Annotated in this window: 24 protein-coding genes; 21 read left to right on the forward strand and 3 right to left on the reverse strand. The window is 45.5% G+C overall.

The genetic code is table 11. From position 1 onward, the window contains the following. Positions 1 to 114 precede the first annotated feature (114 nt). The 3 genes from ABYK60_RS12335 (at position 115) to ABYK60_RS12345 (ending at position 3,189) form a co-directional block, all read left to right on the forward strand. Entirely contained in the window at positions 115 to 1,074 is a 960-nt protein-coding gene (locus ABYK60_RS12335) for a D-glucuronyl C5-epimerase family protein (protein WP_372872325.1), read from the forward strand. Further along, the gene (locus tag ABYK60_RS12340) at positions 1,074 to 2,063 is read left to right on the forward strand and encodes a glycosyltransferase family 4 protein (protein ID WP_372872326.1); all 990 of its coding nucleotides are present in this window, start codon (positions 1,074 to 1,076) and stop codon (positions 2,061 to 2,063) included. The genes ABYK60_RS12335 and ABYK60_RS12340 overlap by 1 nt, the downstream gene beginning before the upstream one ends. A gap of 85 nt (positions 2,064 to 2,148) precedes the next feature. Beyond that, entirely contained in the window at positions 2,149 to 3,189 is a 1,041-nt protein-coding gene (locus ABYK60_RS12345) for a glycosyltransferase (protein ID WP_372872327.1), read from the forward strand. 1,055 nt (positions 3,190 to 4,244) lie between these two features. On the opposite strand, the gene ABYK60_RS12350 is transcribed toward ABYK60_RS12345, so the two are convergent. After that, positions 4,245 to 4,466 (reverse strand): hypothetical protein, encoded by a 222-nt coding sequence (locus tag ABYK60_RS12350; protein WP_372872328.1) that lies wholly within the window; start codon positions 4,464 to 4,466, stop codon positions 4,245 to 4,247. Between ABYK60_RS12350 and ABYK60_RS12355 the strand changes: the two genes are divergently transcribed. The 13 genes from ABYK60_RS12355 (at position 4,467) to rfbC (ending at position 17,274) form a co-directional block, all read left to right on the forward strand. After that, a complete protein-coding gene (locus ABYK60_RS12355; RefSeq protein ID WP_372872329.1) occupies positions 4,467 to 5,192 on the forward strand; it encodes a glycosyltransferase family 2 protein in 726 nt (241 codons plus the stop codon). Beyond that, positions 5,189 to 5,737 carry a hypothetical protein gene (locus ABYK60_RS12360; RefSeq protein WP_372872330.1) on the forward strand — a complete coding sequence of 183 codons (549 nt, stop codon included), beginning with the start codon at positions 5,189 to 5,191 and terminating at the stop codon, positions 5,735 to 5,737. The genes ABYK60_RS12355 and ABYK60_RS12360 overlap by 4 nt, the downstream gene beginning before the upstream one ends. A 16-nt stretch (positions 5,738 to 5,753) precedes the next feature. Beyond that, complete coding sequence (locus ABYK60_RS12365; RefSeq protein WP_372872331.1) at positions 5,754 to 6,527, forward strand: glycosyltransferase family 2 protein; 774 nt, start codon at positions 5,754 to 5,756, stop codon at positions 6,525 to 6,527. A gap of 8 nt (positions 6,528 to 6,535) precedes the next feature. Then, entirely contained in the window at positions 6,536 to 7,942 is a 1,407-nt protein-coding gene (locus ABYK60_RS12370; protein WP_372872357.1) for a mannose-1-phosphate guanylyltransferase/mannose-6-phosphate isomerase, read from the forward strand. Positions 7,943 to 7,996: 54 nt separating this feature from the next. Beyond that, complete coding sequence (locus ABYK60_RS12375; RefSeq protein WP_372872332.1) at positions 7,997 to 9,421, forward strand: phosphomannomutase; 1,425 nt, start codon at positions 7,997 to 7,999, stop codon at positions 9,419 to 9,421. A gap of 11 nt (positions 9,422 to 9,432) precedes the next feature. After that, complete coding sequence (locus ABYK60_RS12380) at positions 9,433 to 10,599, forward strand: nucleotide sugar dehydrogenase (protein WP_372872333.1); 1,167 nt, start codon at positions 9,433 to 9,435, stop codon at positions 10,597 to 10,599. Further along, positions 10,600 to 11,484: a UTP--glucose-1-phosphate uridylyltransferase GalU gene (gene galU / locus ABYK60_RS12385; protein WP_372872334.1), complete on the forward strand. Its 885-nt coding sequence runs from the start codon at positions 10,600 to 10,602 to the stop codon at positions 11,482 to 11,484. A 76-nt stretch (positions 11,485 to 11,560) separates the two neighbouring features. After that, the gene (glmM, locus tag ABYK60_RS12390; RefSeq protein WP_372872335.1) at positions 11,561 to 12,919 is read left to right on the forward strand and encodes a phosphoglucosamine mutase; all 1,359 of its coding nucleotides are present in this window, start codon (positions 11,561 to 11,563) and stop codon (positions 12,917 to 12,919) included. A 315-nt stretch (positions 12,920 to 13,234) separates the two neighbouring features. Continuing rightward, on the forward strand, positions 13,235 to 14,368 hold the full coding sequence (locus ABYK60_RS12395) for a dTDP-glucose 4,6-dehydratase (protein ID WP_372872336.1): 1,134 nt from the start codon (positions 13,235 to 13,237) through the stop codon (positions 14,366 to 14,368). 53 nt (positions 14,369 to 14,421) lie between these two features. Next, on the forward strand, positions 14,422 to 14,787 hold the full coding sequence (locus tag ABYK60_RS12400) for a four helix bundle protein (protein ID WP_372872337.1): 366 nt from the start codon (positions 14,422 to 14,424) through the stop codon (positions 14,785 to 14,787). 4 nt (positions 14,788 to 14,791) lie between these two features. After that, positions 14,792 to 15,748, forward strand: coding sequence for a glucose-1-phosphate thymidylyltransferase RfbA (gene rfbA, locus ABYK60_RS12405; RefSeq protein ID WP_372872338.1), 957 nt, complete (start codon positions 14,792 to 14,794; stop codon positions 15,746 to 15,748). A 34-nt stretch (positions 15,749 to 15,782) separates the two neighbouring features. Further along, complete coding sequence (gene rfbD / locus ABYK60_RS12410) at positions 15,783 to 16,652, forward strand: dTDP-4-dehydrorhamnose reductase (protein ID WP_372872339.1); 870 nt, start codon at positions 15,783 to 15,785, stop codon at positions 16,650 to 16,652. A gap of 94 nt (positions 16,653 to 16,746) precedes the next feature. After that, positions 16,747 to 17,274, forward strand: a complete 528-nt coding sequence (rfbC, locus tag ABYK60_RS12415; RefSeq protein WP_372872358.1) for a dTDP-4-dehydrorhamnose 3,5-epimerase — start codon at positions 16,747 to 16,749, stop codon at positions 17,272 to 17,274. A gap of 131 nt (positions 17,275 to 17,405) precedes the next feature. Here rfbC and ABYK60_RS12420 read toward each other — a convergent pair whose 3' ends face one another. Continuing rightward, positions 17,406 to 17,756, reverse strand: coding sequence for a copper resistance protein NlpE (locus ABYK60_RS12420; RefSeq protein WP_372872340.1), 351 nt, complete (start codon positions 17,754 to 17,756; stop codon positions 17,406 to 17,408). 357 nt (positions 17,757 to 18,113) lie between these two features. Between ABYK60_RS12420 and ABYK60_RS12425 the strand changes: the two genes are divergently transcribed. From ABYK60_RS12425 to ABYK60_RS12445, 5 genes are all read left to right on the forward strand, one after another. After that, positions 18,114 to 18,869, forward strand: a complete 756-nt coding sequence (locus tag ABYK60_RS12425) for a phosphatase (RefSeq protein WP_372872341.1) — start codon at positions 18,114 to 18,116, stop codon at positions 18,867 to 18,869. Positions 18,870 to 19,236: 367 nt separating this feature from the next. Continuing rightward, positions 19,237 to 20,028, forward strand: coding sequence for a 3'(2'),5'-bisphosphate nucleotidase CysQ (gene cysQ, locus ABYK60_RS12430; protein ID WP_372872342.1), 792 nt, complete (start codon positions 19,237 to 19,239; stop codon positions 20,026 to 20,028). Between the two features lie 26 nt (positions 20,029 to 20,054). After that, on the forward strand, positions 20,055 to 20,954 hold the full coding sequence (gene mak, locus ABYK60_RS12435) for a fructokinase (protein ID WP_372872343.1): 900 nt from the start codon (positions 20,055 to 20,057) through the stop codon (positions 20,952 to 20,954). Positions 20,955 to 21,112: 158 nt separating this feature from the next. After that, positions 21,113 to 21,844, forward strand: a complete 732-nt coding sequence (locus ABYK60_RS12440; RefSeq protein WP_372872344.1) for a YdcF family protein — start codon at positions 21,113 to 21,115, stop codon at positions 21,842 to 21,844. After that, positions 21,841 to 22,575, forward strand: a complete 735-nt coding sequence (locus tag ABYK60_RS12445; RefSeq protein WP_372872345.1) for a DUF2982 domain-containing protein — start codon at positions 21,841 to 21,843, stop codon at positions 22,573 to 22,575. Before ABYK60_RS12440 ends, ABYK60_RS12445 begins: the two co-directional genes overlap by 4 nt. A 200-nt stretch (positions 22,576 to 22,775) precedes the next feature. On the opposite strand, the gene ABYK60_RS12450 is transcribed toward ABYK60_RS12445, so the two are convergent. Beyond that, complete coding sequence (locus tag ABYK60_RS12450; protein ID WP_372872346.1) at positions 22,776 to 25,100, reverse strand: OmcA/MtrC family decaheme c-type cytochrome; 2,325 nt, start codon at positions 25,098 to 25,100, stop codon at positions 22,776 to 22,778. Between the last annotated feature and the right edge of the window lie 88 nt (positions 25,101 to 25,188).

Consider the following 25,188-nt stretch of genomic DNA (forward strand, 5'->3'; position numbering starts at 1 on the left):
TCTATGTGAAGATGTCGCTAGTTTGCTTCGGCATAATTTCCTTTTTTACAGAGCTTAATAATTTCTATATGTATATGTTATTACTTACTTACATTTCAGTTTCGGAGAAAAAGAGTGAGTTCGTTAATCAAAAAGCTATATAGTCATTTCCAGCAGGATGACTATTGGCATGGTAGACAGGGTGTTGGAAAGTATTATTCCATTGCGAAACTTAGCGGTTACTACAATGATCTTACAAAGAAGATAGTTAGCAAAGAGGATATAGATATAGAGAAGATCATCCCAAAAGTCACAGTAAAAGGCGAGAAGTTCATTCATCCTGTTACGGTATGTCAAGTTGGTTTGGGAGCATTTGATTTATATTTGGAAACCAATGAAAAGGTACATTTGGATCAGGCGATTGAATGCGGCAATTGGTTGGTAACGAATGTAGAAGTAGGGAAAAATAATACCAGTTATTGGACTATCCCTTACGATTTCAAATTGTTTAATATGAGAAAGGGTTTTGTATCCGGTTTAGTACAGGGGCAAGCGATTTCACTTTTACTTAGATTATATATAACATTAGATGATAAACAGTACTATGATTTATCTTTATGTGCTTTTAACAAACTAATTGAGCCAGTCTCAATCGGTGGTTGTAGGTGTGAAAATAGTTATATATATGAAGAATACCCAAACACTAAAGAGATAAACCTTGTTTTAAATGGCGCGATTTCTGCATTCTGGGGAATTTATGATTTAAGTTTAGTATCAAATGAGCCTAATATAAAAAAAATCATGACTGATAGTATGAGGGATCTCGTATTATATCTGCCAAAGTATGATATGAATTTTTATAGTAGATATTGTCTGAAGAAAAGTACATTTTATTATCACAATGTGGCTAGCCCATACTATCATGCTGAGCATATTGCCCAGTTGAAAGTGCTAGTTGATATGACAAATAGCGATCCCGTTGTTTTAAAAATTTTGTCATCTTTTAACGCATATAATACAAAGCTAAATAGCTTTGTTTCAAAGCTCATTAAAGCATATTCACTGATAGTTCAGAAGCTGTTGGGTCTAAGATAATGAAAATACTCGTACTATCAAATCAACTAGCGTCAAGAAACGGAAAAATTTCTAATCCTGTAATAAGTAATTTGAACAGAATTTTGATTAAAAAAGGGGTCGAGATAACTGAATACTCAATTGATGTAGGAGCTTATGGAGCATTAGCCTATGTTAAATTGATATTTAAATTAATACTCTTGCGTGTTGGATTTGAAAAATATGATAGATATCATGTTCACTTTGGCGGCATACAGGGTCTACTAGTTTCACTGTTTTTCAGTAGTAAAACGATCATATCATTTCATGGGACTGATTTACATGGAGGGACTCCTAGTCGCTTTCTGACGAAGATAAAAAGCAAGGTAAACGTCTTTTGTTCAAAGCTCTCTATCAAATTATCTGCAAAATCCACGGTTGTTTCAAAAAATCTACTAGAATATGTACCCTCTAGTCTATTGAGCAAGGTAGTTATTATTCCAACTGGTGTTGATGAAAAACACTTTACAAAATTAGATAAGACAGAGTGTCGGGCTAAACTTGGATTAGAAACTAATGTCTTCTATTTACTTTTCTCTGATATTAGTGGTTCCACAGTTAAAAGGCGAGATATTGCATCGAAAGTGATCGACCTTCTTAATGAAAATCAGAATAGATATAAGCTACTTGTTATGAGTCAAGTTGATTATTCTTTGGTGCCTACTTATTTGTATGCTGCAGATTACTTACTATTGACTTCAGACAAAGAAGGTTCACCAAATATTGTTAAAGAAGCGCTATACTGTAATCTAAAGGTATTGTCTACTGATGTAGGTGATGTTTCCGATTATATTAATAAACCTGATAGAGGGTTGGTATTTTCTTCTAATGATCCTGAAATAATTAACAATGAGATTAATAATTACTTCGTTATAGTTAATAACTTAGGGACATATGATTTCAACTCTCAGGATTTAAAATTGTCTATTGAAAATATTGCTGATGAGTATATATCAATCTATGAGAAGTAAAGTATATTGTATAAGTCTTACATACAACAATAAAGGCCATTCAAGAGATTATATTGATAATTTTATTAGGCACGTGGCTTCTAGAATGCCTATTAAGTTGTTTTTCTACGGAAGACCACCTAAGGATATAAAGCTAACTAATTATGAGTATTGCGATGGGAATCCCAAATCATTGGATTATGATTCCAATCAGAAGTTCTCTACATATCGTAAGGTACTGAGGCGAATTTTTGCATCAATTAGGTTTTACAAATTATTAAAGAACTCTATTGACAAAGACATAAATACAAAGCTACTGTTTGTTGACTATGAATATCTCTCACTCACAATTTTTTTATTCTTCTACTTGAGGAAAAACCCTAAATATATTGTTCTCCACTCAGTAAATGAAAACGAGCTAGGTTTCAAAAACATTTACAAAAATTTTTTCTACATTGTAATGGACCGTATTCCGAATGTGTCCTATATAGTTAACGGTGAGTATTCAGGTGAATTGCTTAGCCAAAGAACTACGAAGGATATTACTATTATTCAATACCCCACTAGCTTGGATCATGTTCGTATTCCTAAGTTATTGGCAAAATCGAGATTGTCCCTGGACGGTGTTACAGTAATTTCAATGATTGGGATGATTCGAAGAGATAAGAATTATCATCAGGCAATTTCGAGTTTCTCTCGAAGCAAAATGGCTAATAACCCTTCTTTTGTTCTACTGATTGCGGGATATCCTTCGAATATAACTGCTAATGAGATTATAGAACTGCTTAAAAAACTGGGCGTAACAAACTATATATTAAAACCAGAGTATTTATCTGATATTAGTTTACATACCTATTATTGTGCATCAGATTTTCTTTTAGCGCCGTATGGTAGCAAAGGATCATCTCAGAGTGGTCCAGTATCTCAGGCAAGACTTTATGATCTCCCCGTAATTACTTTATCTGGAGGTGAAATCGGAAGCTATGTGGACAGGGAGATGGTTGGTATTACCTTCAAAACATTTGACGAGCTTAGTTACATTTTTGATGAATTATTGAGCTATACTTCGAGTTATGATTTTGACTCAGTAAAAGAGAAGTTTTCATGGGAAAAAGCCGCAGAAAAATATTTAAATATTCTACAATAGTCTTTACTAACTTCTAATCTGATTTTTATAATGTATAAAATCCAAGTTTATTCATCACTACTATTTAAATTTATTGCCTTAATAATAAGTTTTTATTCGATCAGGATTCAACTAGATTTATTAAGCGCATCAGATTATGCAACATGGGCTGTGGTTTTCAATGTTATAAATTGGATATTAATAATCGATTTTGGTATAGGAAACTCAATCAGAAATAAACTGACATTTTTATTTTATAAAAAAAAATATAGACTAGTATCAGTTCTCATTGGTCGCGCGTATACATTAAGTATTTTTACTGCTTTGAGTTTTCTTCTTTTGTTTATATTTTTATTAAAATTTAATATTGTAGAGTTTAGCAATGCAGAAATTATTCTTATTTTGTTCTTTATTATAACTTTCTGCTTATTACCGATTAATCAGATATGTCATGCATTAAATAATTCCCAAATAGTCATATTGATTCAGTTGCTTATATCTATTCTATCAGTTTTGATATTAAGCTACTACCAATTTTCAATTAACAAAATGACTCTTGTAGATATGTCGTATATTTATGGAGGAAGTACTCTATTTTCTTACGTCTTAGTATCTATTATATATTTTAAGTTAAGAGGACATATAGGTATTAGCTTTGACTGTAAGTTTAAAAGAATTTTTCCACTTGTAAAGCCGGGCCTTGTTTTTTTTGCTTTACAAGTATTTTCACTAGTAATCTTTGCTACTGATAGACTAATACTTTCAAATATAGGGACTACATACAATATACTGTATTATGATATCATTTCCCGATATTTTAATATTTTTGTTGTTTTTTCCGTGATCATGAATACGCCGGTATGGTCTTTGGTTCGTAAATTCGCAACATCTGGTGAATCTCAGATTTTATCTCTTTTTTTTAAAAGAATAGTTATAATACAATCCGCTAGTATTTTAATACTTGTCTTTATGAGTTTGATGGCTCCATTTATTTTCAAGGTGTGGCTTGGTAATAATGGAGATATTGCTAGTATAAGTGCATCTTATATTGTAGCTATTGCATTCTTATCATGGAGTTATTCATTATATTCTTCATGTGCAAATATTTCTAATGGATTAGGGGTTTTGAAGCCGCAACTAATAATTGGAGCGTTCTGCTGTGTTTTAAAAGTTCCACTTGCAGTTATTTTTAGTGATTTAATCAAAGATCCTTTTTTGGGGGTTTCTATCTCGACGATAGTTTGTTTGCTTCCGTTTCCTATATATTTTTTCGTATTTAACAAGAAAGGTTTAATCATTTGAAAGTTTCCGTAATTACGATCACTTATAATAGTGAGAAAAGTATTCTTAGAACTATACGATCCGTGAACGCTCAATCTTACGAGAATATTGAACATATTTTTGTAGATGGTAGTTCCCAAGATAGCACGCTTAAGATCATTCAAGACAACGCAAAGCGAAATCCGGTAATAGTGAGTGAGCCGGATACCGGTATTTATGATGCTTGGAATAAGGCTTTCCGTTTGGCAACAGGTGACTTGATTTGCTTTTGTAATTCTGATGATATTCTACCTGAGGACTGTATAAGATTAGCGGTTTCTTCTATTCAATCCGCAGAAAATAAGATTTTTTATGGTGACGTCAAGATGTTTTATGAGAAAGAACCAGAAAAATTGATTTTGGATAGAGCAGAGCATAATGTTGATTCTTTGTATCGTGGTTTTAAGTTTAGAACGACTACTTTATTTATCCCCAAAGAGTCTTTTCAGCGTGTAGGCTTTTTTGATACAACTTTTCGAATTGCAGGAGATTCCGAATGGTTACTAAGAGCCCACCATTTGGGATTTGATTTTCAAAAATTAGGACATTCTGTTCATATGAGTTTAGGCGGTATTAGTAACGTGAGGGAATACGAAGCGTATCGAGAATATTTGGTTGCACTACGAAAATATCAAGCAGTTCCTCTTAAATCTTATTGGGTGTTGCTTAAAAAGTCTATCAAACAAAGGATTGGATGTAGATGAATGCACTTATAAAGAAGCAGATTTTGTTCATCATTATTTGGTTGTCAAACTTAGTAACTAATTTTCTACCTTTCTTTAGACTAAAAAATGCCTTTATGAGATTTCAGGGGGCTAAAATCGGTCAATCTGTATCAATTCACACTCCAGTAAAATTTTTTGGTCTTTATAGGAATTTATTTGTTGGAGATAATGTAACCGTAAATCCTAATTGTTATTTGGATGATAGGGGGAGCATTTATCTAGGTAACAACGTAAATATTTCTCATAGTGTACGAATTTACACCGCTGGACATGATATTAGAACTGAGGATATGGCTTATTTTGAAAGGTCCGTATCCATAGGAGATGACGTATGGATTTTCCCAAACGTCATTATAATGCCCGGTGTTAAACTATCCGAGAGGTGTATAGTTCTTCCTGGTTCGGTCGTTACTAAGTCTTTCGGCTCAGGTTCAATAATAGGCGGTAACCCTGCTACGGTTATTAGTACTCGTACAGCCGATGTTAATTATAAAATTGAACATGGCTTTTGGTTTGTAAATTAATTACTGGAATTTCATTTTGAATTATATAATTGAACCCCCTTTAATATCAATAATTACAGCGACCTATAATTCTTCTGATTTCATCTTAAATACGTATCAATCTATTTCTCGGCAAACCTATTCTAATTGGGAATGGCTTGTAACTGATGATTGTTCTGACGATAACACTTTTGATTTGTTGTGCGATATCATGTCCAATGATAGTCGTGTGCGTGTGTTTAGAAATTTGTCAAACTCAGGGGCAGCTGTTTCCAGAAATAAATCTTTGGATAATGCGAGCGGATCATATATAGCTTTTGTCGATTCCGATGATATATGGCTTCCAACCAAGTTGTCCGAACAACTTGCTTTCATGCAAGATAACAATGAAGTTTTTACTTTTACCGGATATAGCTTGATTAATCGTGCATCGCAGGATTTGAATATTACGGTTGATACTACAAATAAAGGTCGTTTTTCTTATAAAGATATGCTCGCAAAGAAGGCTACACTTGGATGTTCAACTGTTATGTTGGCTTCTTCATTGGTTGTATCTAAACGTATGCCTCTCATTAGGACTGGTCAGGACTATGCTTATTGGCTATCCATTCTTAGGGATGGTCTAGAAGCTGTTCTTATCCCAAAGCCTATGACAAAATATCGGGTTCATCCTGGTTCAATATCAAGAAATAAGTTAAAAAAGGCGAAAAGACAATTTCAAATTTATCGGAATATTGAGAATTTGAATCTATTGATGTGTTTTTATTATTTTTCTTTTTACGCACTGAGAGCTGTTTTTAGGAGGAAGTAGTGGAAAAGTTGTTTTTTCCTGTTATTTTGGCAGGCGGAGTCGGCTCAAGGTTATGGCCATTATCTAGAGGTAATTTTCCAAAGCAATTTCTATCGCTAGCTAATGAGAGATCGATGTTAGTTGACACGTTGGATAGGCTAAATCCTTTCTCATGTGATTTACCTATTGTCATTTGTCAAGATGAACATCGGTTTATAGCTGCTGAAAATGTAAGATTGGCAGGTAAGTCTGGTGCTAAAATTATTCTGGAACCAGTGGGTCGTAATACTGCTCCTGCCATTGCTTTGGCGGCTTTTAAAGCGGTAGAAGCTGAAAATGACCCAGTTCTGCTGGTCCTTGCCGCAGATCATGTCATAAAGAATGTGAAAGCATTCCACGATGCCATTGAGAAAGCTATGGCTCATGCCGAGCAAGGAGATATGGTCACTTTTGGTATCGTACCGACTCACGCTGAGACAGGGTACGGCTATATCAAAAGAGGTTCCATGGCTTCTGACCATTGTTTCCAGGTTGCCCAGTTTGTTGAGAAGCCCGCGTTGGCTACTGCTCAGGAATATCTTGATTCCGGAGAATATTACTGGAACAGTGGCATGTTCATGTTCAAGGCAAGCAGGTATCTTGAAGAGTTGAAGGCATTTCGTCCTGATATTTACGAAGCTTGTGCAGAATCTATTCAAGAACAAACTCCTGATCTCGATTTTATTCGTGTTAACAAGACTGCTTTTGAGGCCTGTCCTGACGAATCCATAGACTATGCTGTGATGGAAAAAACCGACCGTGCAGTTGTTGTTCCTCTGGATGCCGGTTGGAGTGATGTTGGTGGTTTTGCGGCTTTGTGGGACGTGGCTGACAAAGACGAAAATGGCAATGCCTTTGACGGTGACGTTGTCAGCGTCGACACGACCAACTGCTTAGTTCGGGGTGATGAAAAGCTGGTTGCCACCGTAGGTGTGCAAGACTTGGTTATCGTTAATACCAAAGATGCCGTGTTAGTTGCTCACAAAAACAAAGCGCAAGATGTTAAGCATATAGTTAACAAACTGAAGGCTGATGGTCGCAGTGAAGTGACTTTCCACCGTGAAGTTTACCGCCCTTGGGGTAAGTATGACTCAGTTGATAGTGGGGACCGATTCCAGGTTAAACGTATTACTGTTAAACCTGGAGCCAAACTGTCAGTCCAAATGCATCATCATCGGGCCGAACATTGGATCGTAGTATCCGGTACTGCCAAGGTCACTATCGATGAGACTGAACAGTTTGTGACGGAGAACCAGTCTGTTTATATCCCCATAACTGCCGTCCACGCGTTGGAGAACCCGGGTAAGGTGGATCTTGAATTAATTGAAGTTCAGTCCGGTTCTTACCTGGGTGAAGACGATATTGTCCGTTTTGAAGACCGTTATGGGCGTGCCTAGTCGCGCCTTTTTCTAAACATTACCTGATTGAACTTTTTGCTTTCGGCGGTACTCATGCAAACATCTAATAACACCATAAGTACCAGTGGTATTGCTTTTGGTACTTCTGGTGCCAGAGGGTTGGTGACTGACTTCACTCCCGAAGTTTGTGCAGCTTTTACTCTGGCTTTTATTTCATCCATTGAAAGAACCCAGCGACTGGCGTTAGCGATTGATAATCGTCCCAGCAGTCCTGCTATGGCACAGGCTTGTATTGCAGCGGCTGAGAGTGCTGGTGTTGAAGTCAATTATTACGGCGTCATTCCTACGCCAGCTTTAGCCTATAAAGCACAGTTGGACGGTGTACCAGCAATTATGATCACTGGTAGCCACATACCTTTCGACCGAAATGGGCTTAAGTTCTACACTACTGCGGGTGAAATAACTAAGGTAGAAGAACTCGCAATACTTCAGGCTGAAATTGAAGTTCCGATTTTAGAGCTCTCGCCTTTGCCTGATGTCGATTACGCTGCTCGCAAGGCTTATTTTGAAAGATACACTCAGGTTTTCCCTGCGACTCTCCTTTCAGGTTTGCGGGTGGGCGTTTACCAACACTCAAGTGCTGGCCGACATCTTTACCCTGAACTATTCAGGAAGCTTGGTGCAGAAGTCATCGAACTGGGATACAGCGACGAATTTGTTCCAATTGATACAGAAGCTGTCGCAGAATCAGATCGTCAGCAGGCGAGAGAGTGGGTTAAACAGCATAAACTGGATCTGCTCTTCTCTACCGATGGTGATGGTGACAGACCATTGCTGGCCGATGAAACTGGAGAGTATTTAAGGGGCGATATCCTTGGGTTACTCAGTGCTCAGGGGTTAGGTATACAGGCGCTTGCAGTCCCTGTGAGCTGCAACACTGCTATTGAAAAAAGTGGAGCAGTAAAGCTGGTTGTTCGTACTCGAATCGGATCTCCTTATGTGATTGAGGCGTTTGATACTTTGTCTCAAGAATTTACTACTGTGGCGGGCTTCGAAGCTAATGGTGGTTTTTTGTTGGCTACCGATATCGACTTGGGTAAAAGTACTTTGGCTCGCTTGCCCACACGTGATGCCATATTACCTATGCTCAGTGCTGTACTGCAAGCCGATGGTCGACCTCTTTCAACCGCTTTGGAGGCGTTACCTGTAAGGTGTACTCACAGCGACAGGATAAAAGATTTTCCTACTGAGCGTAGCAAGGCAATTATTCTAAAGGGACAGGAAAATCTTGAGTGGTTGCTTTCTTCAATTGGCTTGGGTTTTGAGTCTGTTTTGGAAACGGATGATACGGATGGTCTGCGAATTACATTTGAATCAGGAAATATAGTTCATTTACGACCGTCAGGAAATGCTCCAGAGCTTAGATGCTACGCGGAATCATTCAGTGATAATTCCGCGCGTGTGTTGGTTAATCAGGTATTATCGTATATCGATAAACTAATCTTGAAAGAATTTTGATGAGAAATTGAATGAAAATAGCTGTAGCGGGAACAGGCTACGTAGGCCTGTCAAACTCGATGCTGTTGGCACAGCATCATGAGGTCGTTGCGTTGGACATTGTTTCCCAGAAAGTGGAGATGCTTAATGACGGCGTTTCGCCAATCGTTGATGCTGAGATATCAGATTTTCTCACGAACAAAGAACTTAATTTTCGCGCGACATTAGATAAGCACGATGCGTATCAAGGTGCAGATTTCGTTATCATAGCCACGCCAACTGATTATGATCCTCTGACTAACTATTTTAATACCAGTTCAGTAGAGTCAGTTATTAAAGATGTTGTTGAGATGAGCCCTAAGGCTGTTATGGTGATAAAGTCTACGGTTCCTGTTGGTTATACCAAACGCGTAAGGGAGCAATTTGGCACCGATAATATCATTTTTTCGCCTGAGTTTTTGCGTGAAGGTAAGGCGCTTTATGACAACTTATTCCCATCACGTATTATTGTTGGTGAGCGAAGTGAACGGGCTAACGTTTTTGCAAATCTGTTAGTTGAAGGTGCAGTTAAGAAAGATGTTCCAGTGCTGTTTACTGATTCTACTGAGGCAGAAGCCGTTAAGCTTTTCTCAAATACATATTTGGCTCTTAGAGTAGCTTATTTTAATGAGTTGGATACTTACGCCGAGACTCATGGCTTAGATGCGCGGCAGATTATAGAGGGGGTCTGCTTAGACCCTCGTATAGGTAACCATTATAATAATCCATCTTTCGGCTATGGTGGATATTGCTTACCGAAAGATACCAAACAGCTTCGAGCAAACTATGTTGATGTGCCAAACAATATCATAGGCGCAATTGTTGATGCCAATACGACTCGTAAAGACTTTATAGCTGACTCCATTTTGAAGCGAAACCCCAAGCGTGTCGGTATCTACCGCCTAATCATGAAAGCGGGTTCTGACAACTTTCGCGCCTCCAGTATTCAGGGCGTTATGAAACGGATTAAAGCTAAAGGAGTCGAAGTCGTAGTTTACGAACCGGTACTCCGGGATAACGAATTCTTCCATTCACAGGTCATTCGTGATCTGCAAGAGTTTAAAGATTCCTGCGATGTCATTGTATCCAATAGAATGGTAGATGAAATCCGTGATGTGGCAGACAAGGTCTATACCCGTGATTTGTTTGGGAGTGACTAAATGAAAGTAGTCATCCCTGTAGCGGGCCTCGGCACACGCATGCTCCCAGCGACCAAGGCTATCCCTAAAGAAATGTTGCCTTTAGTCGATAAACCGCTTATTCAATACATCGTTAATGAGTGTGTCAAAGCCGGGTTTAAAGAGATCGTGCTGGTCACACATGCCAGTAAAAACTCTATCGAAAACCATTTCGATACATCTTATGAACTAGAAGCACAACTTGAGATACGTGTAAAAAGGCAGCTATTGGAAGAGGTTCAGAGTATTTGCCCCAAGGGTGTGACCATCATGCATGTTCGTCAAGGTGAGGCTAAAGGTCTTGGACATGCAATATTGTGCGCCAAACCAGTCGTCGGTGAGAATCCATTCGCAGTGGTTTTACCCGACGTCATTTTGGATGAATATACAGCTGTTCAATCGCAGGATAACCTTGCGGCAATGCGTGCTCGATTTGAATTATCTGCTGCAAGCCAGATTATGGTTGCTCCAGTGCAGCAGGCCGAAGTTGACAAATACGGTATAGTCGATTGTGATGAAATAGGGCTTTGCGCTGGTGAGTCCACCCGCATCAGTCGCATGGTTGAAAAGCCTGCCGTTGATGAAGCGCCATCAAACCTCGCTGTTGTTGGCAGATATGTGCTGTCAGCCAATATCTGGCCCTTGCTTGTAAAAACGCCCGCCGGCGCAGGCGGCGAAATTCAGCTCACTGACGCCATCGATATGCTGATTGCAAACGAGGCTGTTGAAGCCTTTCATATGTCAGGTAGATCACATGACTGTGGTGACAAGCTTGGTTACATGACCGCATTCGTAGAGTATGGCTTAAGAGACGCTAATCTAGGGCACGAATTTAAAGCCAGCATAAAGCGTTTGCTAGCCGTATGATTTAATAAGCTAAATTAAGTATTAAACGTTCAATTCAGGCCGGGCTTGCCCGGCCTTTAGCTTTCTGGGAGCGGATATGTCACGGAAGTACTTTGGTACCGATGGTGTTCGTGGAAAGGTGGGTGAGTTTCCAATAACACCTGATTTCGCGCTTAAATTGGGGTGGGCTGCAGGCACTGTGATGGCGGCCTCCGGCACAAAAGAGGTGATCATTGGCAAGGATACCCGCCTGAGTGGTTATATGCTTGAATCTGCGATGGAAGCAGGTTTTTGTGCGGCTGGTGTGAACGTGGCCCTGACTGGGCCTTTGCCAACACCTGCCATTGCCTATCTTACGTCCACCTTCAGGGCCGATGCCGGTGTGGTTATCAGCGCTTCACACAACCCTTATTACGATAACGGTATTAAGTTTTTTGCAAGCACAGGTACCAAGCTTACCGACGAGCAAGAGCTCGAAATCGAGCGTCTGCTGGTTTCCGCCATTGAAGATGGTGCAATGGCTTGTGTCGCGTCTGACAAGCTTGGCAAAGTTCGCCGGATTAACGATGCAGCAGGCCGTTATATCGAATTTTGTAAGGGCACCTTTCCCAACTCGCTCTCGTTAAACGGATTGAAAATTGTGGTAGACAGTGCCCATGGCGCGGCTTACCACATTGCCAAAAATGTGTACCGTGAGCTGGGTGCTGAGGTCATCAGTATTAATGATAAGCCTGATGGTATTAACATTAACGAGCATTGCGGCGCCACGCACATGGATAGCCTGCAAACTGCTGTGATGATCCACGATGCGGATTTGGGGATTGCGCTGGATGGCGACGCAGACCGTTTGATGATGGTAGACAGTAAAGGCCAGGTCGTTGATGGCGATGCGTTATTGTATTTGCTGGCCAAATCTGCCCAGCAAAGAGGTGAGAAGGTGCCCGGGGCTATTGGCACCCTGATGTCAAACCTTGGGTTTGAACAGGCTCTTGGTAATCTTGGTATCCCTTTCAAGCGCGCCAAGGTGGGTGATAGATACGTTGTCGAGCTGCTGAAAGAAACGGGATGGCGCCTGGGCGGTGAAAATTCCGGTCATCTGCTGATGCTCGATTTCACTACAACAGGGGATGCGATTGTCGCTTCGCTGCAGGTGCTGAGGGCGTTGCTCGAATCCGGTTCAGGCCTTTGTGATGCCATTACCGAGCTTGAGATGTTCCCCCAGGTACTTATCAATGTTCGGTTGAATGGCGATGCAGACGTTGCCTTGTCGCATCCATCCGTATCCGATGCGGTTGCAACGGCCGAAACGGCTCTTGGCACAGATGGGCGCGTACTGCTGCGTAAATCAGGTACTGAGCCCCTCATCCGTGTAATGGTTGAAGCCAAAGACGCCGTTAAGGCCAATCAGTATGCTGGGCTGATCGCGGATGCCGTAAGGGCCGTATTTCCAGCCTAAGCCTCAGACTTATTTGCCACACTTAAAGCCAGCAAGGTAAACTTGCTGGCTTTTTTGTATTCTGGGCAAAGTTCTTGGCGTGGCTTAAGGGCGGCTCACGAGGCGGGCTTACAGAACGGCCTTCGGCCTACAGAACGCCGCAAGCGGCTACAGAGCGCTGACGGTGCCAGCTTCCAAGACGACACTTCGTGTCTCTAGGGCGCAGCAAAAGGCGCTGCTGCCAGGGCGCCCGCGAAGTGGGCTTCTAGAACCTAGAAGCGAAGCGCTGTGTTGTTCTGGAAGGGCGAAACCCGCTCTGCTTTATTGAGGTTGTCCATGAAGATTCTTGTCACAGGTGGCTGCGGCTTTATCGGTTCGGCGGTAATCAGACATTTAATCAGTCACTCTGAACACAGCGTGGTGAATGTCGACAAGCTGACTTATGCGGCAAATCTGGAATCGGTCGCTGAGGTGGCCGAAAGCGCCAGATACGCGCTTGAGCGTGTCGACATCTGTGACAGGCAGGCACTTGGGGCGGTTTTTGCTCGCCATCAGCCCGATGTGGTGATGCACCTTGCTGCAGAAACCCATGTCGACCGCTCGATATCCGGTGCCGATGCCTTTATCCAAACCAATATTGTGGGTACTTACACCTTGTTGGAAGTTGCCCGTGAATACTGGCTGCAGCTCGACGATATGCGTAAAAAAGCATTTCGATTTCATCATGTCTCGACCGATGAAGTATTTGGTGACCTTGCTGACCAAGTTAATGCCGAATGTTTGGTTGTGAATGCTGAATTGAACGCCGGTGGTGCAAATTCACCATTGAACATTCATGATTCAGCGTTAAAAGCAGCAGCACCATTTACCGAAAGCAGCGCTTATGCCCCGTCATCGCCTTATTCGGCCTCCAAGGCATCAAGCGATCATTTGGTTAGGGCATGGCACCGAACCTATGGTTTGCCGATAGTTGTCAGCAACTGCTCCAACAACTACGGGCCATTTCAATACCCGGAAAAACTCATTCCGCTGACTATTCAAAATGCGCTGGCGGGTAAGGCGTTACCCGTATATGGGCAAGGAAACCAAAGCCGCGATTGGCTTTATGTGGAAGACCACGCTCGGGCGCTGCTGGCCGTATTGACCCGTGGGAGGGTAGGCGAGACTTATAACATCGGCGGCAATTGCGAGCGTCAAAATCTCGAGGTGGTTAAATGCATTTGTGCGATCCTCGACGAGTTGGCGCCCCTGAATGAGCGCGCTCAGCACCCCAACACTCATCATTCCCCGCCCAATATTCAGCATTACGACAGTCTCATCACTTTCGTGGCCGACAGACCCGGCCATGATGTTCGCTACGCCATCGATGCCAGCAAAATTACCGAAGAGCTCGGCTGGAAACCTCAGGAGACCTTTGAATCCGGACTGCGTAAAACGGTTGAGTGGTATGTTTTGAATGGTGAATGGTGAATGGTGAATGGTGAATGGTGAATGGTGAGTGGTGAACTCAGGGAGTAACGCTGATGACTGGTAATGCCGTGCTTGATAAATCGTTTCAATTTGCTGTCAGAATAGTGAAGCTCAGTCAGCACTTAGTGAAAAATCAAAATGAATTCGTGCTCTCAAAGCAGTTACTCAGATCGGGTACTTCGATTGGGGCCAATGTGAATGAAGCCCAATCCGCACAAAGCCATGCTGATTTTATTGCTAAAATGGCGATAGCGAGCAAGGAAGCCAGAGAGACTCACTATTGGCTATTGCTTTTGTGTGAAACAGACTATCTGAATAGCAAAGATACCCATGTTGTGTCGCTGCTGGAACAAAGTGAAGAGCTAATCAAGCTCATTGTTGCTATCGTAAAATCTGCCCAGCAGAATCAAACTAAGTAAAGTCATGTCACTTAACATTCAGCATTCAGCAGTCAACACTAAAAAGGCCAAAGGCATTATTCTTGCGGGTGGTACTGGTAGCCGGCTTTATCCCATCACACTTGGGGTATCCAAGCAGTTGTTGCCGGTTTACGACAAGCCGATGATTTACTATCCCTTATCGGTGCTTATGCTTGCAGGCATAAGGGAGATTTTGCTTATCTGTACGCCTAACGACTTAGCTGGTTTTCAATCACTGCTGGGCGATGGCAGTCGCTTTGGTGTTAGTATCCGTTATGCGATTCAGCCCAAACCTGAAGGTATTGCCCAGGCATTTTTGATTGCAGAAGAGTTTATTGGTAATGACAGGGTCGCACTGATCCTGGGTGATAATATTTTTTATGGCCAGAGCTTTTCAAAACAGTTGGCCCAGGCCGTAGGCAGTTCTGAAGGTGCAACCATATTTGCTTATCATGTGACCAATCCTGAGCGTTTTGGTGTAGTGGAATTTACCCCTGACGGGAAAGCCACCCAAATTATCGAGAAACCCAAAAAGCCAAAATCCAATTATGTGGTTACTGGGCTTTATTTCTATGATTCACGCGTAGTGGATTATGCAAAAGCACTTACCCCATCGGGGCGTGGGGAACTGGAAATAACTGACATCAATAATAAGTACCTTGAGGCCGGTGACTTATCAGTCAGTTTACTTGGCCGTGGTTTTGCCTGGCTTGATACAGGTACGCACGATGCGTTATTGGAGGCCAGCCAGTTTGTCCACACCATTGAGAAGCGCCAAGGGCTGAAGGTGGCTTGTGTAGAGGAAATCGCTTTTAAACAGGGATGGATAGATGCTGGGCAACTGCAGCAATTGGCTAAAAGGTATCACCAGAGTGGCTATGGCGACTATTTACTTAGAATGCTGGAAACTGCTGATGATGCTGGTAACCCACTGATTTGCCGAAGTACTGGCTCCGAGTAAACCTTAAGATATCCGGCCTGGTAATGGTTCATACATGAAAGTAGTTGTTTTTGGTGCGTCAGGGCAGGTTGGTCGTTGTGTGCTGCAGCAGGCTCCTGCACGCTGGAACGTCTATTCACCCTCCAGCCGCGAAGTCAATTTCCTGGTGCCCGGCCACATAACGGAATACATTCAGGCGATACGTCCGCGGCTTATCATCAATTGTGCCGCTTACACCGCGGTTGAAATGGCCCAAAGCGAGCCTGTACCCTGCTATGCAATTAACGCCACCGCAGTAGAAGAAATGGCTATTGCTGCAAATGCCGTTGGCGCCGCAGTGTTTCATCTGTCCACCGACTATGTGTTTGATGGTCAGTCCGCTGAAGCTTACACAGAGACATGTGTAACCCATCCAATTAATGTTTACGGCAGCAGTAAAAGGTCCGGAGAGATAAAACTGGCCGAACACTGTTCTGAACACATTATTCTCAGAACATCCTGGGTATTCAGCCCCTTCGGACACAATTTTGTTAATACAATGCTCAGGCTTGCCGCTGAGCGTACCACTTTGGCGGTTGTGAGCGATCAATTTGGCGGGCCAACACCTGCTTCGGATATTGCCCGGGTGCTGATTTTTATGGCGTCAAAACTGGATGATGCCCACTTCCCCTATGGCTTATTCCATTTCAGCGGTGAGCCACATTTATCCTGGTTTGAATTTGCGAGGGAGATATTTTCACTCGCGGTGAATTCCGGCTGGCTCAAAGCCGCGCCAGCGCTAAGCCCCATCAAGGCTCTTGACTACCAATCAAAAGTATCACGCCCGGCCAATAGTCGTTTAAGTAACCAGAAAATATTGGATGTATTTGGTGTTGCCGGCGCCGACTGGCGCAATGGGCTCAGGCATATGCTTTACAAGCGTTGAGAATACACCGATTTTCTCTAAGTATTTTACGCAGCTTAAGGTAATTTAAAGCGGTAAAATGATCAAATTGCTGCACAATAACAAAGAGACGCCAATGCTTGTAACCGACACCCGTATTCCCGACGTGAAAATTATTACCCCTCAGGTTTTCAGGGATGAACGCGGATACTTTTTTGAAAGCTGGCAAAGGGAACGCTTTGCTGACCTTGTAGCGACTGTAGACTTTGTGCAGGATAATCAATCACTTTCAGTTAAAGGCTCGCTTAGGGGGCTTCACTGGCAGGAGCAGCATCCCCAGGACAAACTTATTTCGGTATTGAGTGGTGAAATCTATGATGTTGCGGTGGATATCCGCAAAGGGTCATCCACCTATGGGCAGTGGGTTGGTGAGCGGCTTTCGGGGGAGAATCATCGGCGAATGTTCATTCCCAAGGGCTTTGCCCATGGATTTTATGTGTTGTCCGACTCGGCGCTGGTAAGTTATAAATGCAGCGATTTTTATCATCCTGCATCTGAGCGTTGCATCCGTTGGGACGACCCAACCTTGGCAATAGACTGGCCTCTGCAAGGCGCTCCTGTCATTTCCTCCAAAGACGCTGCCGGCCTTAACTTTACGCTGTAAGCGGTTATTGAGCACCAGCATGGCAGGCTTATTCAGCGTCACTTTGAGACTACAGAGCGCAGCGTAATCGCTGTTTTTAGAATCCCGGTTCTGTTTTTCCCGGTAGCCGCGCAGCGACGCTCTGCTTTTGATCAGTTGCTTTTTGCGAGCCGGTAGTGCGCTGCCAGAGCACCCGTAATACGATTGCCTTCCTGATCGAGCATAAATAGCTGGTTTTCACCCACCTGATACCAAGTGCCATTTTCAAGCTGGATTGCACCGCCGCGCTCGTTCCAGTCAAAGTGGCCTTGCTCTTCGATAAGCTTGTCTTCATTTTCACCCAAATATCGGGTGTGCAACAGATAAGAGCCGTCAGCGTTCAATGTCAGTTGGGTTTTTATGCCTTCACAACTGGCACAGGGGAGTACGCCTTGGTAACTGCCGGGCCAATCAAGGGAGGTGCGACTGCTGTCACCGATGGGTTGGGGGTGAATGCCTGGCACTGGTGGTTTGTTGTCAATCGGGTCAAGGGTTGTTTGTGAAGCAGCTGCCAAAGTCGGGGGGGCAACTTGACTACAGGCTATTAAAGGCAGTGTCATAAACAAACAGATAACCAGTGGCAGGCATTTCATGGCAGGGCCCTGTTTAAGCAGAAGAGGCTACCCAGCATACCCGATACCACAGATTGAATGAAGGAGCGATTGCCAGGCTGGTTTCATGCAGATGTACTCTAGCGGGTTACGTCATTCGCCCCATATCGACGTGTATTTTAATCTGCAAACAGTAAAAGCTGAGCTTGACTCTCGAAAGCGAACTTTAATAACTGCTAGAGTGTTATCAATTTTCTGAAGGAGATGCGCATGCAGTTCCCGGTCGATACCCACAGTCACACGGTGGCTTCAACCCACGCCTACAGCACCATTCATGATTATCTGGCGGTGGCCAGAGAAAAGGGCATTGAACTGTTTGCCACCACAGACCATGGTCCAGCCATGAAAGATGCCCCCCACTTTTGGCATTTTGTCAATTTACGGGTGCTGCCCAGAATATGGAATGGGGTGGGAATTTTGCGGGGCATTGAAGCCAACATCATGAATGTAACCGGCGAAATCGATTATTTCGGTGAGTATCTGTCAGAGCTTGATTTGGTGCAGGCAGGCTTTCATGAACCCGTGTTTGCTCCCAGCGATAAACTCACCCATACCAAAGCGATGATAGCCACCATGGAGTCGGGGCATGTAGATATCATCACCCATCCGGGCAACCCGGCTTATCCCATTGACGTGGAGGCCGTGGTTACCGCAGCCAAGGCCTGTAATGTGGCGCTGGAAATTAATAACTCTTCTTTTACCCAATCGCGCAGGGGCAGTGAAGAAAATTGTCTTGCCATTGCCCGTATGGCCGCCAAAGTGGATGCCCAATTAGTGATGGGCTCTGATGCTCACGTGGCCTTTGATTTGGGCGGCTTTGATAACGCCCTTGCTATTGTCGATGGCGCAGGTTACCCAAGAGAGCGGCTGCTTAATCGCTCCCCCGCAGCGCTGTTGACCTTTTTACAGAATCGGGGGCATAAGACTCTGGAAGCGCTTATGGCACACTTTGAGACTAAGAACTGAGCCTTATGAAAATCCACTCCGGAAGGCGCTGGATTGTTTGTGAGTAAGTTTGAGGTTGGCCGAACCTAATCAGGCTGCTAAAGCGTCTTGAATGGTTTTCTCTGGGAGATTGATTGCCTGAACGATAATATGCTTAAAACCCAGTGTGTTGTATTGGCACCGTCAAGCCATGTCCACAATTTTATTTCGGTGCCCTGCTGTTGAATACGAATGCACAACTGTGACTGGCTCTTTTCTGAAGTCCAGCCCTGCCTTAGTATCTTTGGCACTGAATTTAACGAATTTGTTATTATTTCCTGCAACCTTGGAGTGGCATAATCGCCGTTTTGCCTGTCGCAGAAATGCGCGACTGAATGCAGGAGGATGTATGACATTGGTGGCTTTGGATAAGCAGACATTGGCGACCCTGGGGCTGATTGCCCGCAAGGCCGGTGATGCCATTATGGCGGTGTACCGCGAAGGGGCGGTGGCGGTAACCCAAAAAAGCGATGACAGCCCGGTTACGGCTGCGGATTTAGCCAGTCACAGGGTGATTGTGGATGCGCTGAATCAGGCGTTTCCAGCTACTCCGGTGTTGTCCGAAGAAGAGGTTATCGATTGGGAAACCCGCCGTCACTGGCAGGAATATTTTCTGATTGATCCGCTCGATGGCACCAAGGAATTCATCAAGCGCAATGGCGAGTTCACTGTAAACATTGCCCTTATTCGTGAAGGCGCAGCAGTAGCCGGAGTGGTGTATGCGCCGGTACTGGACAACTGCTATCTGGGTGCAAAGGACGTCGGTGCCTGGCTTGAGCGCGGCAGCGATATTCAGCATCTTGGCGGTGCAGAAATCAAGCGTGCAGTCCCCATCATAGTGGGCAGCCGTTCACATCAATCTGCCGAGATGGCCGGGTATCTGGCCGGACTTGGCGAGCATGAGCTCCTCAGTGTCGGCAGTTCGCTTAAATTCTGTATGCTTGCTGAAGGGCGGGCGGATTTGTACCCCCGTTTGGGGCCTACCAGTGAGTGGGATACGGCGGCAGCGCAGGCGGTGCTGGAAAGCGCCGGTGGCAGGGTGGTGGTGTTTGGCGAAAAACGGCCACTGGATTACAACAGTAAAGCAGATATTCTCAATCCCTGGTTTATGGCAACAGCGCCGGGGTGGGACAGCAATTAACAGCCAAGGCTGAGTGGAGAAATCAGATGATGCGGATGGGGGTGGATCTCGGTGGCACCAAGATTGAATTGGTGGCATTGGGTGAAGATGGCAGTGAATTGTTTCGCAAACGCGTGGCAACGCCAAAAGAGTACCAGGGCACTCTGAACGCCATAGTGGCTTTGGTGAATGAAGCCGAAACCGCCGTGGGCTGCGAAGGAACCCTTGGTATTGGGATCCCCGGGGTGATTTCTCCATACACCGGCCTGGTGAAAAACGCCAACTCCACCTGGATTAACGGGCATCCGCTGGATAAAGACCTTGGGGTATTGCTCGGCCGTGAAGTGCGGGTTGCCAACGACGCCAACTGCTTTGCAGTGTCTGAAGCCGTGGACGGTGCAGCGGCAGGTAAAGGCGTGGTATTTGGTGCTATTCTGGGGACTGGCTGTGGTGCCGGTGTGGCGCTATACGGCCGTGTACATGGCGGCGGCAATGGTATTGGCGGCGAGTGGGGACATAACCCTTTGCCCTGGATGCGCCCGGACGAGTTCAATTCCACTGAGTGTTTTTGCGGTAACAAAGACTGTATTGAAACTTTTGTTTCCGGCACCGGCTTTGTGCGGGACTACAAAGCCCATGGTGGCAGCGCTGATACAGGTGCTGAGATAATGGCGCTGGTGGACGCCGGTGACAGGCTTGCCAATGAAGCGTTCGATCGTTATCTGGATCGCCTGGCACGGGCCTTTGCCCATGTAATAAACATGCTGGATCCGGACGCCATAGTGCTCGGTGGCGGCATGTCCAATGTGCAGGCCATCTACAGCCGCTTGCCAGCCATTCTGCCCAGGTATGTGCTTGGTAAAGAGTGCCGTACCCCGGTGGTGAAAAACCTTTATGGCTGTTCATCGGGAGTGCGCGGCGCCGCCTGGTTGTGGGAAAAGCGCTGAATATCAGCTGAAGTCAGGCAATGTTTAAACGTTGCCTGAGCAATAGATTACCCTGCCGGCAATGACTGCGAAGTTCATATCAACTCAGAGTTTTCGATAGCCACAGCCTCTGTCCTTGGGTAAGCTCTTGCTCCATCACTGTTGGCAAGCGCTTCCCCATGTTCTGGCTAAAAAAAATCCTTTCATTACTTATCATGCCCATTCCGGCGCTGGTGCTGCTGTTGCTGCTGGCCTTGTGGCTGTGGCGCAACCGGATATTGGCCAAATCCTTGGTCACTACTGCGTTGATTACGCTGGTATTTTTATCTTCATCCTTGGGCAGTCGCCAGCTGGTTGTGCCCCTTGAGAGTCGCTTCCCGGTCACATCCCAACCCATTACCGGGCACTGTGTAGTGGCAGTGCTTGGCTCCGGTCATGAAGACGCTATCCATGGCAGCGCGGTGCAGCAGTTGTCGGGGACTGCGCTGGCCAGGCTTATTGAGGGGCTGCGACAACTATCTTTGGGGGAGGAGTGCACCCTGGTGGTGAGTGGCTATGCCGGTGACTTGAATATCCGCCCCCATGCCGAAGTGATGCGCTCTGCGGCCATTGAACTTGGCGTAGATGAAGCTCGTATCATTACACTGTCACAGCCCAGGGATACACTGGAGGAGGCTCGTCAAATCAAGGCTCTGGGTATTGAGAAGGTGAGATTGGTGACATCGGCCGCACATATGTCCCGGGCCATGGCGATGTTTGCCCATGAAGGGGTTGCTGCCGAAGCCGCGCCCACCGATTTTACCGCCAGACAAACTCATTGGTGGCGCCTGAGTGCCCGTGAACTGTACGCATCACAGAAGGCTATTCACGAATACGTGGGTATGCTGTGGTTTTCCTTGAGGTATCAATGATGACAGAAACGTCAGCACCTGAAGCATGCTTGCCTGATGATTTGGTGATAGTGCCTTACGGTAAGCGCAATGGTATTACCCTGACCCTTGCCAGCGCGGTGCTGTTTAGTATTGCCCTGTGGGTATTTCTGTTTGCCAAAACATTGTTTGGTTTAGGAATTGTATTGTTTGCTTTGGGCGCGGTGGGAATGATCCTGGGTTACGCCAGGGTGTCACAACCCCCGGTATCTTTACGGGGGGATCCGACAGGGCTTTTTTACTTCCACCGCAGGGGGCAATACGGTTTGTCGTGGGATAACATTGCCCGTATCGATGTGCCCAGAGTCAGCCAGGGGCTAGAGAGTCTGGATTTGCCTTTTATCGGGATCAAGCTCAAGCGTATTAACCCGCTTTTGGATGTGATTTCCCCAAGGCTTGCTACTGGGCTTTTGTCAGAGCAGCGACCACTGCTTATGACTGCAGCGGCTCAGGATGAGTCTCTGGAAACCCTGGAGGCACAACTTGGCGCTGAATTTACGCCATTTGTCGCCGACGGGGAGCGCTATCGAGGGGTGCTTGCCATGTTTGGGCATCGTACTGTGATATTAGAGAAACACCTTGGGTATCATTTGTTTATTGCATCTGACGCGCTGGATGATGAGCCAGTGGCTGTGGCCAGAAGGCTCAGAGCCTACAAAGCAGCATGGCAGCAGCATCAGGCGCTGCAACCATCGAACACACTAACTGACTGAGCACGGCGAAAGAGTTAGAGGCTAACACGCGGGTTAGATCAAATGTCTGATCTTGCCCTGGTTAGTCCAGTGAGTATCCATCCTTCTAAAATTATTGCAACGAATTACAGTAATCAATACATCAAAAAAGGGGGCCTTACGGCCCCCAATCAGTTGCAGAGATAAAATGGGCTTTGCAGGGATGCCCTTAGGGTGCCCTCTTAGTGAGAGGCCTCTGCGTGCACCTTGTCGATACCATAAGCTTTACCTTCGGCGTGGCAGGTGGCACAGCTTTCTACCGGCAGGTTGCTGGTGGTGGCTGGTTCACCCTGTACGTAGGCGCCGTTACTCTTGAAGTGCGCTACTGCTGCGCCGTCTGAGTGCTCGTGACAGGTACGGCAGGCTTCGGCCACAGGGGTGATGTACTCTTCAGCTGTGGAGCTTACCTTAATGGCACGTTTACCGGAGGTCAGGCCGCCATCATTGGCGAAGAACTTGGTGTTGTCCTGGTGGCAGGCAAAGCAGTCTGTTGCCACACCGGGATAACCTTGCAGCTCCATGTTCTTGTCAAGATAAATGGCGGGTACGCCGCGGCGTGCATCCCAGTTACCGCTGTGGAAGCGGTGTGCAACAGTGAACAGATCCCGCTGGCTGAAGGTTATGTCGGTGATGGTTTCGAAAATACGATTGCCATCGACATCCACTTCACCTGTGTCGTACTCAACAGGGTGACCTGAACGGCCTGCCAGAGTATTGTGACAGTTCATACACTGGGTAAACTCTGTTGCCCCGTGGGTACCTTTAACGTGGGTCAGGTTCTCGTGACAGCTGTTGCACTTGGCTTCATCTATGGTGATCCGTGTTGGGTCATCCATACGAGCCAGCACGGTAGCTGCGGCTGGATCGTCCAGGTTGAAGTAAGTGATAGGGGCGGCGTTGGCCAAACCATGGTCTGCACCAAAGTCCAAACCTTCGCGGGCTGCGCCCAGTGAGTCGCGACACTTCACTATTGCACCATCGTCGGCGCACAGTTGGATTTCACTGGTAACGTAAATGGTTCCTGTCAGTTTGGTTTCGTCAAATGCTTTGCTGACGGTCAGTACACCAGCTGACAGCATCGGATTGTCAGTGACTCTCAGGTTTAAATCGCCATTCACAAAACCACCTGAATTGACATTACCAATCAGCAGAGGACGGCCTGTATTGGTCATATACTCAGTCAGAACCGTACCATCAGCAACAGGGGCGCCATTCATGGTGATCTTGGCGCTGACTGTCAGTGTTTTCAGACCATCACCGGGAGTGGGGTCTGTCACTGTGGCACTTTGAGGCTCAACTTTGAACAACTCCGCATATTCTGCACGTTTGCCAACCTTATGAACCATCGCTGGACTTAAGCTTCCGCTACCGTGACAGGATTTACACTGAGTATCATCCGCCTGAGCCAGGTCAAAGTCGGAGTGACCTTCGCCGGTTTCAAAATCAACATTGATGTGACAGCCAACGCATGCCTGACGATAAATGTTATCCGTCCAGGATGGGCCGTTGTTGTGGCAGCTGGTACATTCACGCAGTTCACCGGGGAAGCCCAATTCACCGAAGTATTCCTTCGCTTCACCGGAGAGGTAGTCGCTGATGTGATGACCGGCGTGAATGCGGTGCACCATGGGGCCAAAGTCAAACAGCCAGCCTTCTGCCAATTGTGCTTCATCGGGTTGGTTATCGGGGTTATGGCAGGCTACGCAGTTTTCCACACTTTGGTAGTTGTGGTGAGCTTCAATTTTGGCGATACGACCATCCACATCGCCGTGGCAGCTGATACAGGCAGCATCAGAAACGGTATCTTTTCCGGATGTTTCGACAATAGCACCAGTGGCTGGTACATAGTCCACACGGTGAGACAGGACTTTGTCCGGCACTGAGTTACCGGTGCTGTCTTTTACGTTATAGGCACGCAGGAACAAGCGGTGGGTGGCATTCAGATTATCGTTGGGGTTCATGATGGGAGCTGCGCCATCATGGGTCCAGGTGCCGGTGTAGGTGCCCGGTTCGTTGGTATCTTCTACCATCAAACAGGCATTACCGGTGCGTCCACGGGATGTATAAGTACCGGTCAGGGTACAGTACATGGAGGAACCAAGATCCTGCACCATTGCGTTATTGGCCCATTCCAGCGGTGCACCGCTGCCTGAGCTGTTGGCATTCAACGTCAATGAGTAGAGCGAAATCATGTCCAAGCCGGTGAAAGGCACTGTCTTACCCTGTGCAGTTTTTCCCATGGCTTTGAATTTAATAGCGAATACGCCTGAGCCTGCGACGTTGATATCGGCAGGCAGAATTTCGAATGTAACGTCAGCGGCTTTTTCTGCTGAGTTGACGAATGAACCAGCGGGGGCTCCGGGAGTGCCTGGAGTGCCGGGGGTGCCGGGTGTTCCTGGGGTACCGGGTGCGCCGTCCTGACCATCTGCTCCGTCGCCGCAGGCGGTTATGGTCAGGGCACTGAGGAGTGCTATCGTCAGCAGAGATCTATTGTAGTTTTTCATCATCGCGTCCCTTTAATAGCCCTTTAGACTGCTGTTGCAGTAGTTCTACTATAAGACGTTTGATGTATATATAAAGTGGTAGTTAACGATT

The organism is Shewanella sp., assembly GCF_041630135.1.
Taxonomy (GTDB): domain Bacteria; phylum Pseudomonadota; class Gammaproteobacteria; order Enterobacterales; family Shewanellaceae; genus Shewanella.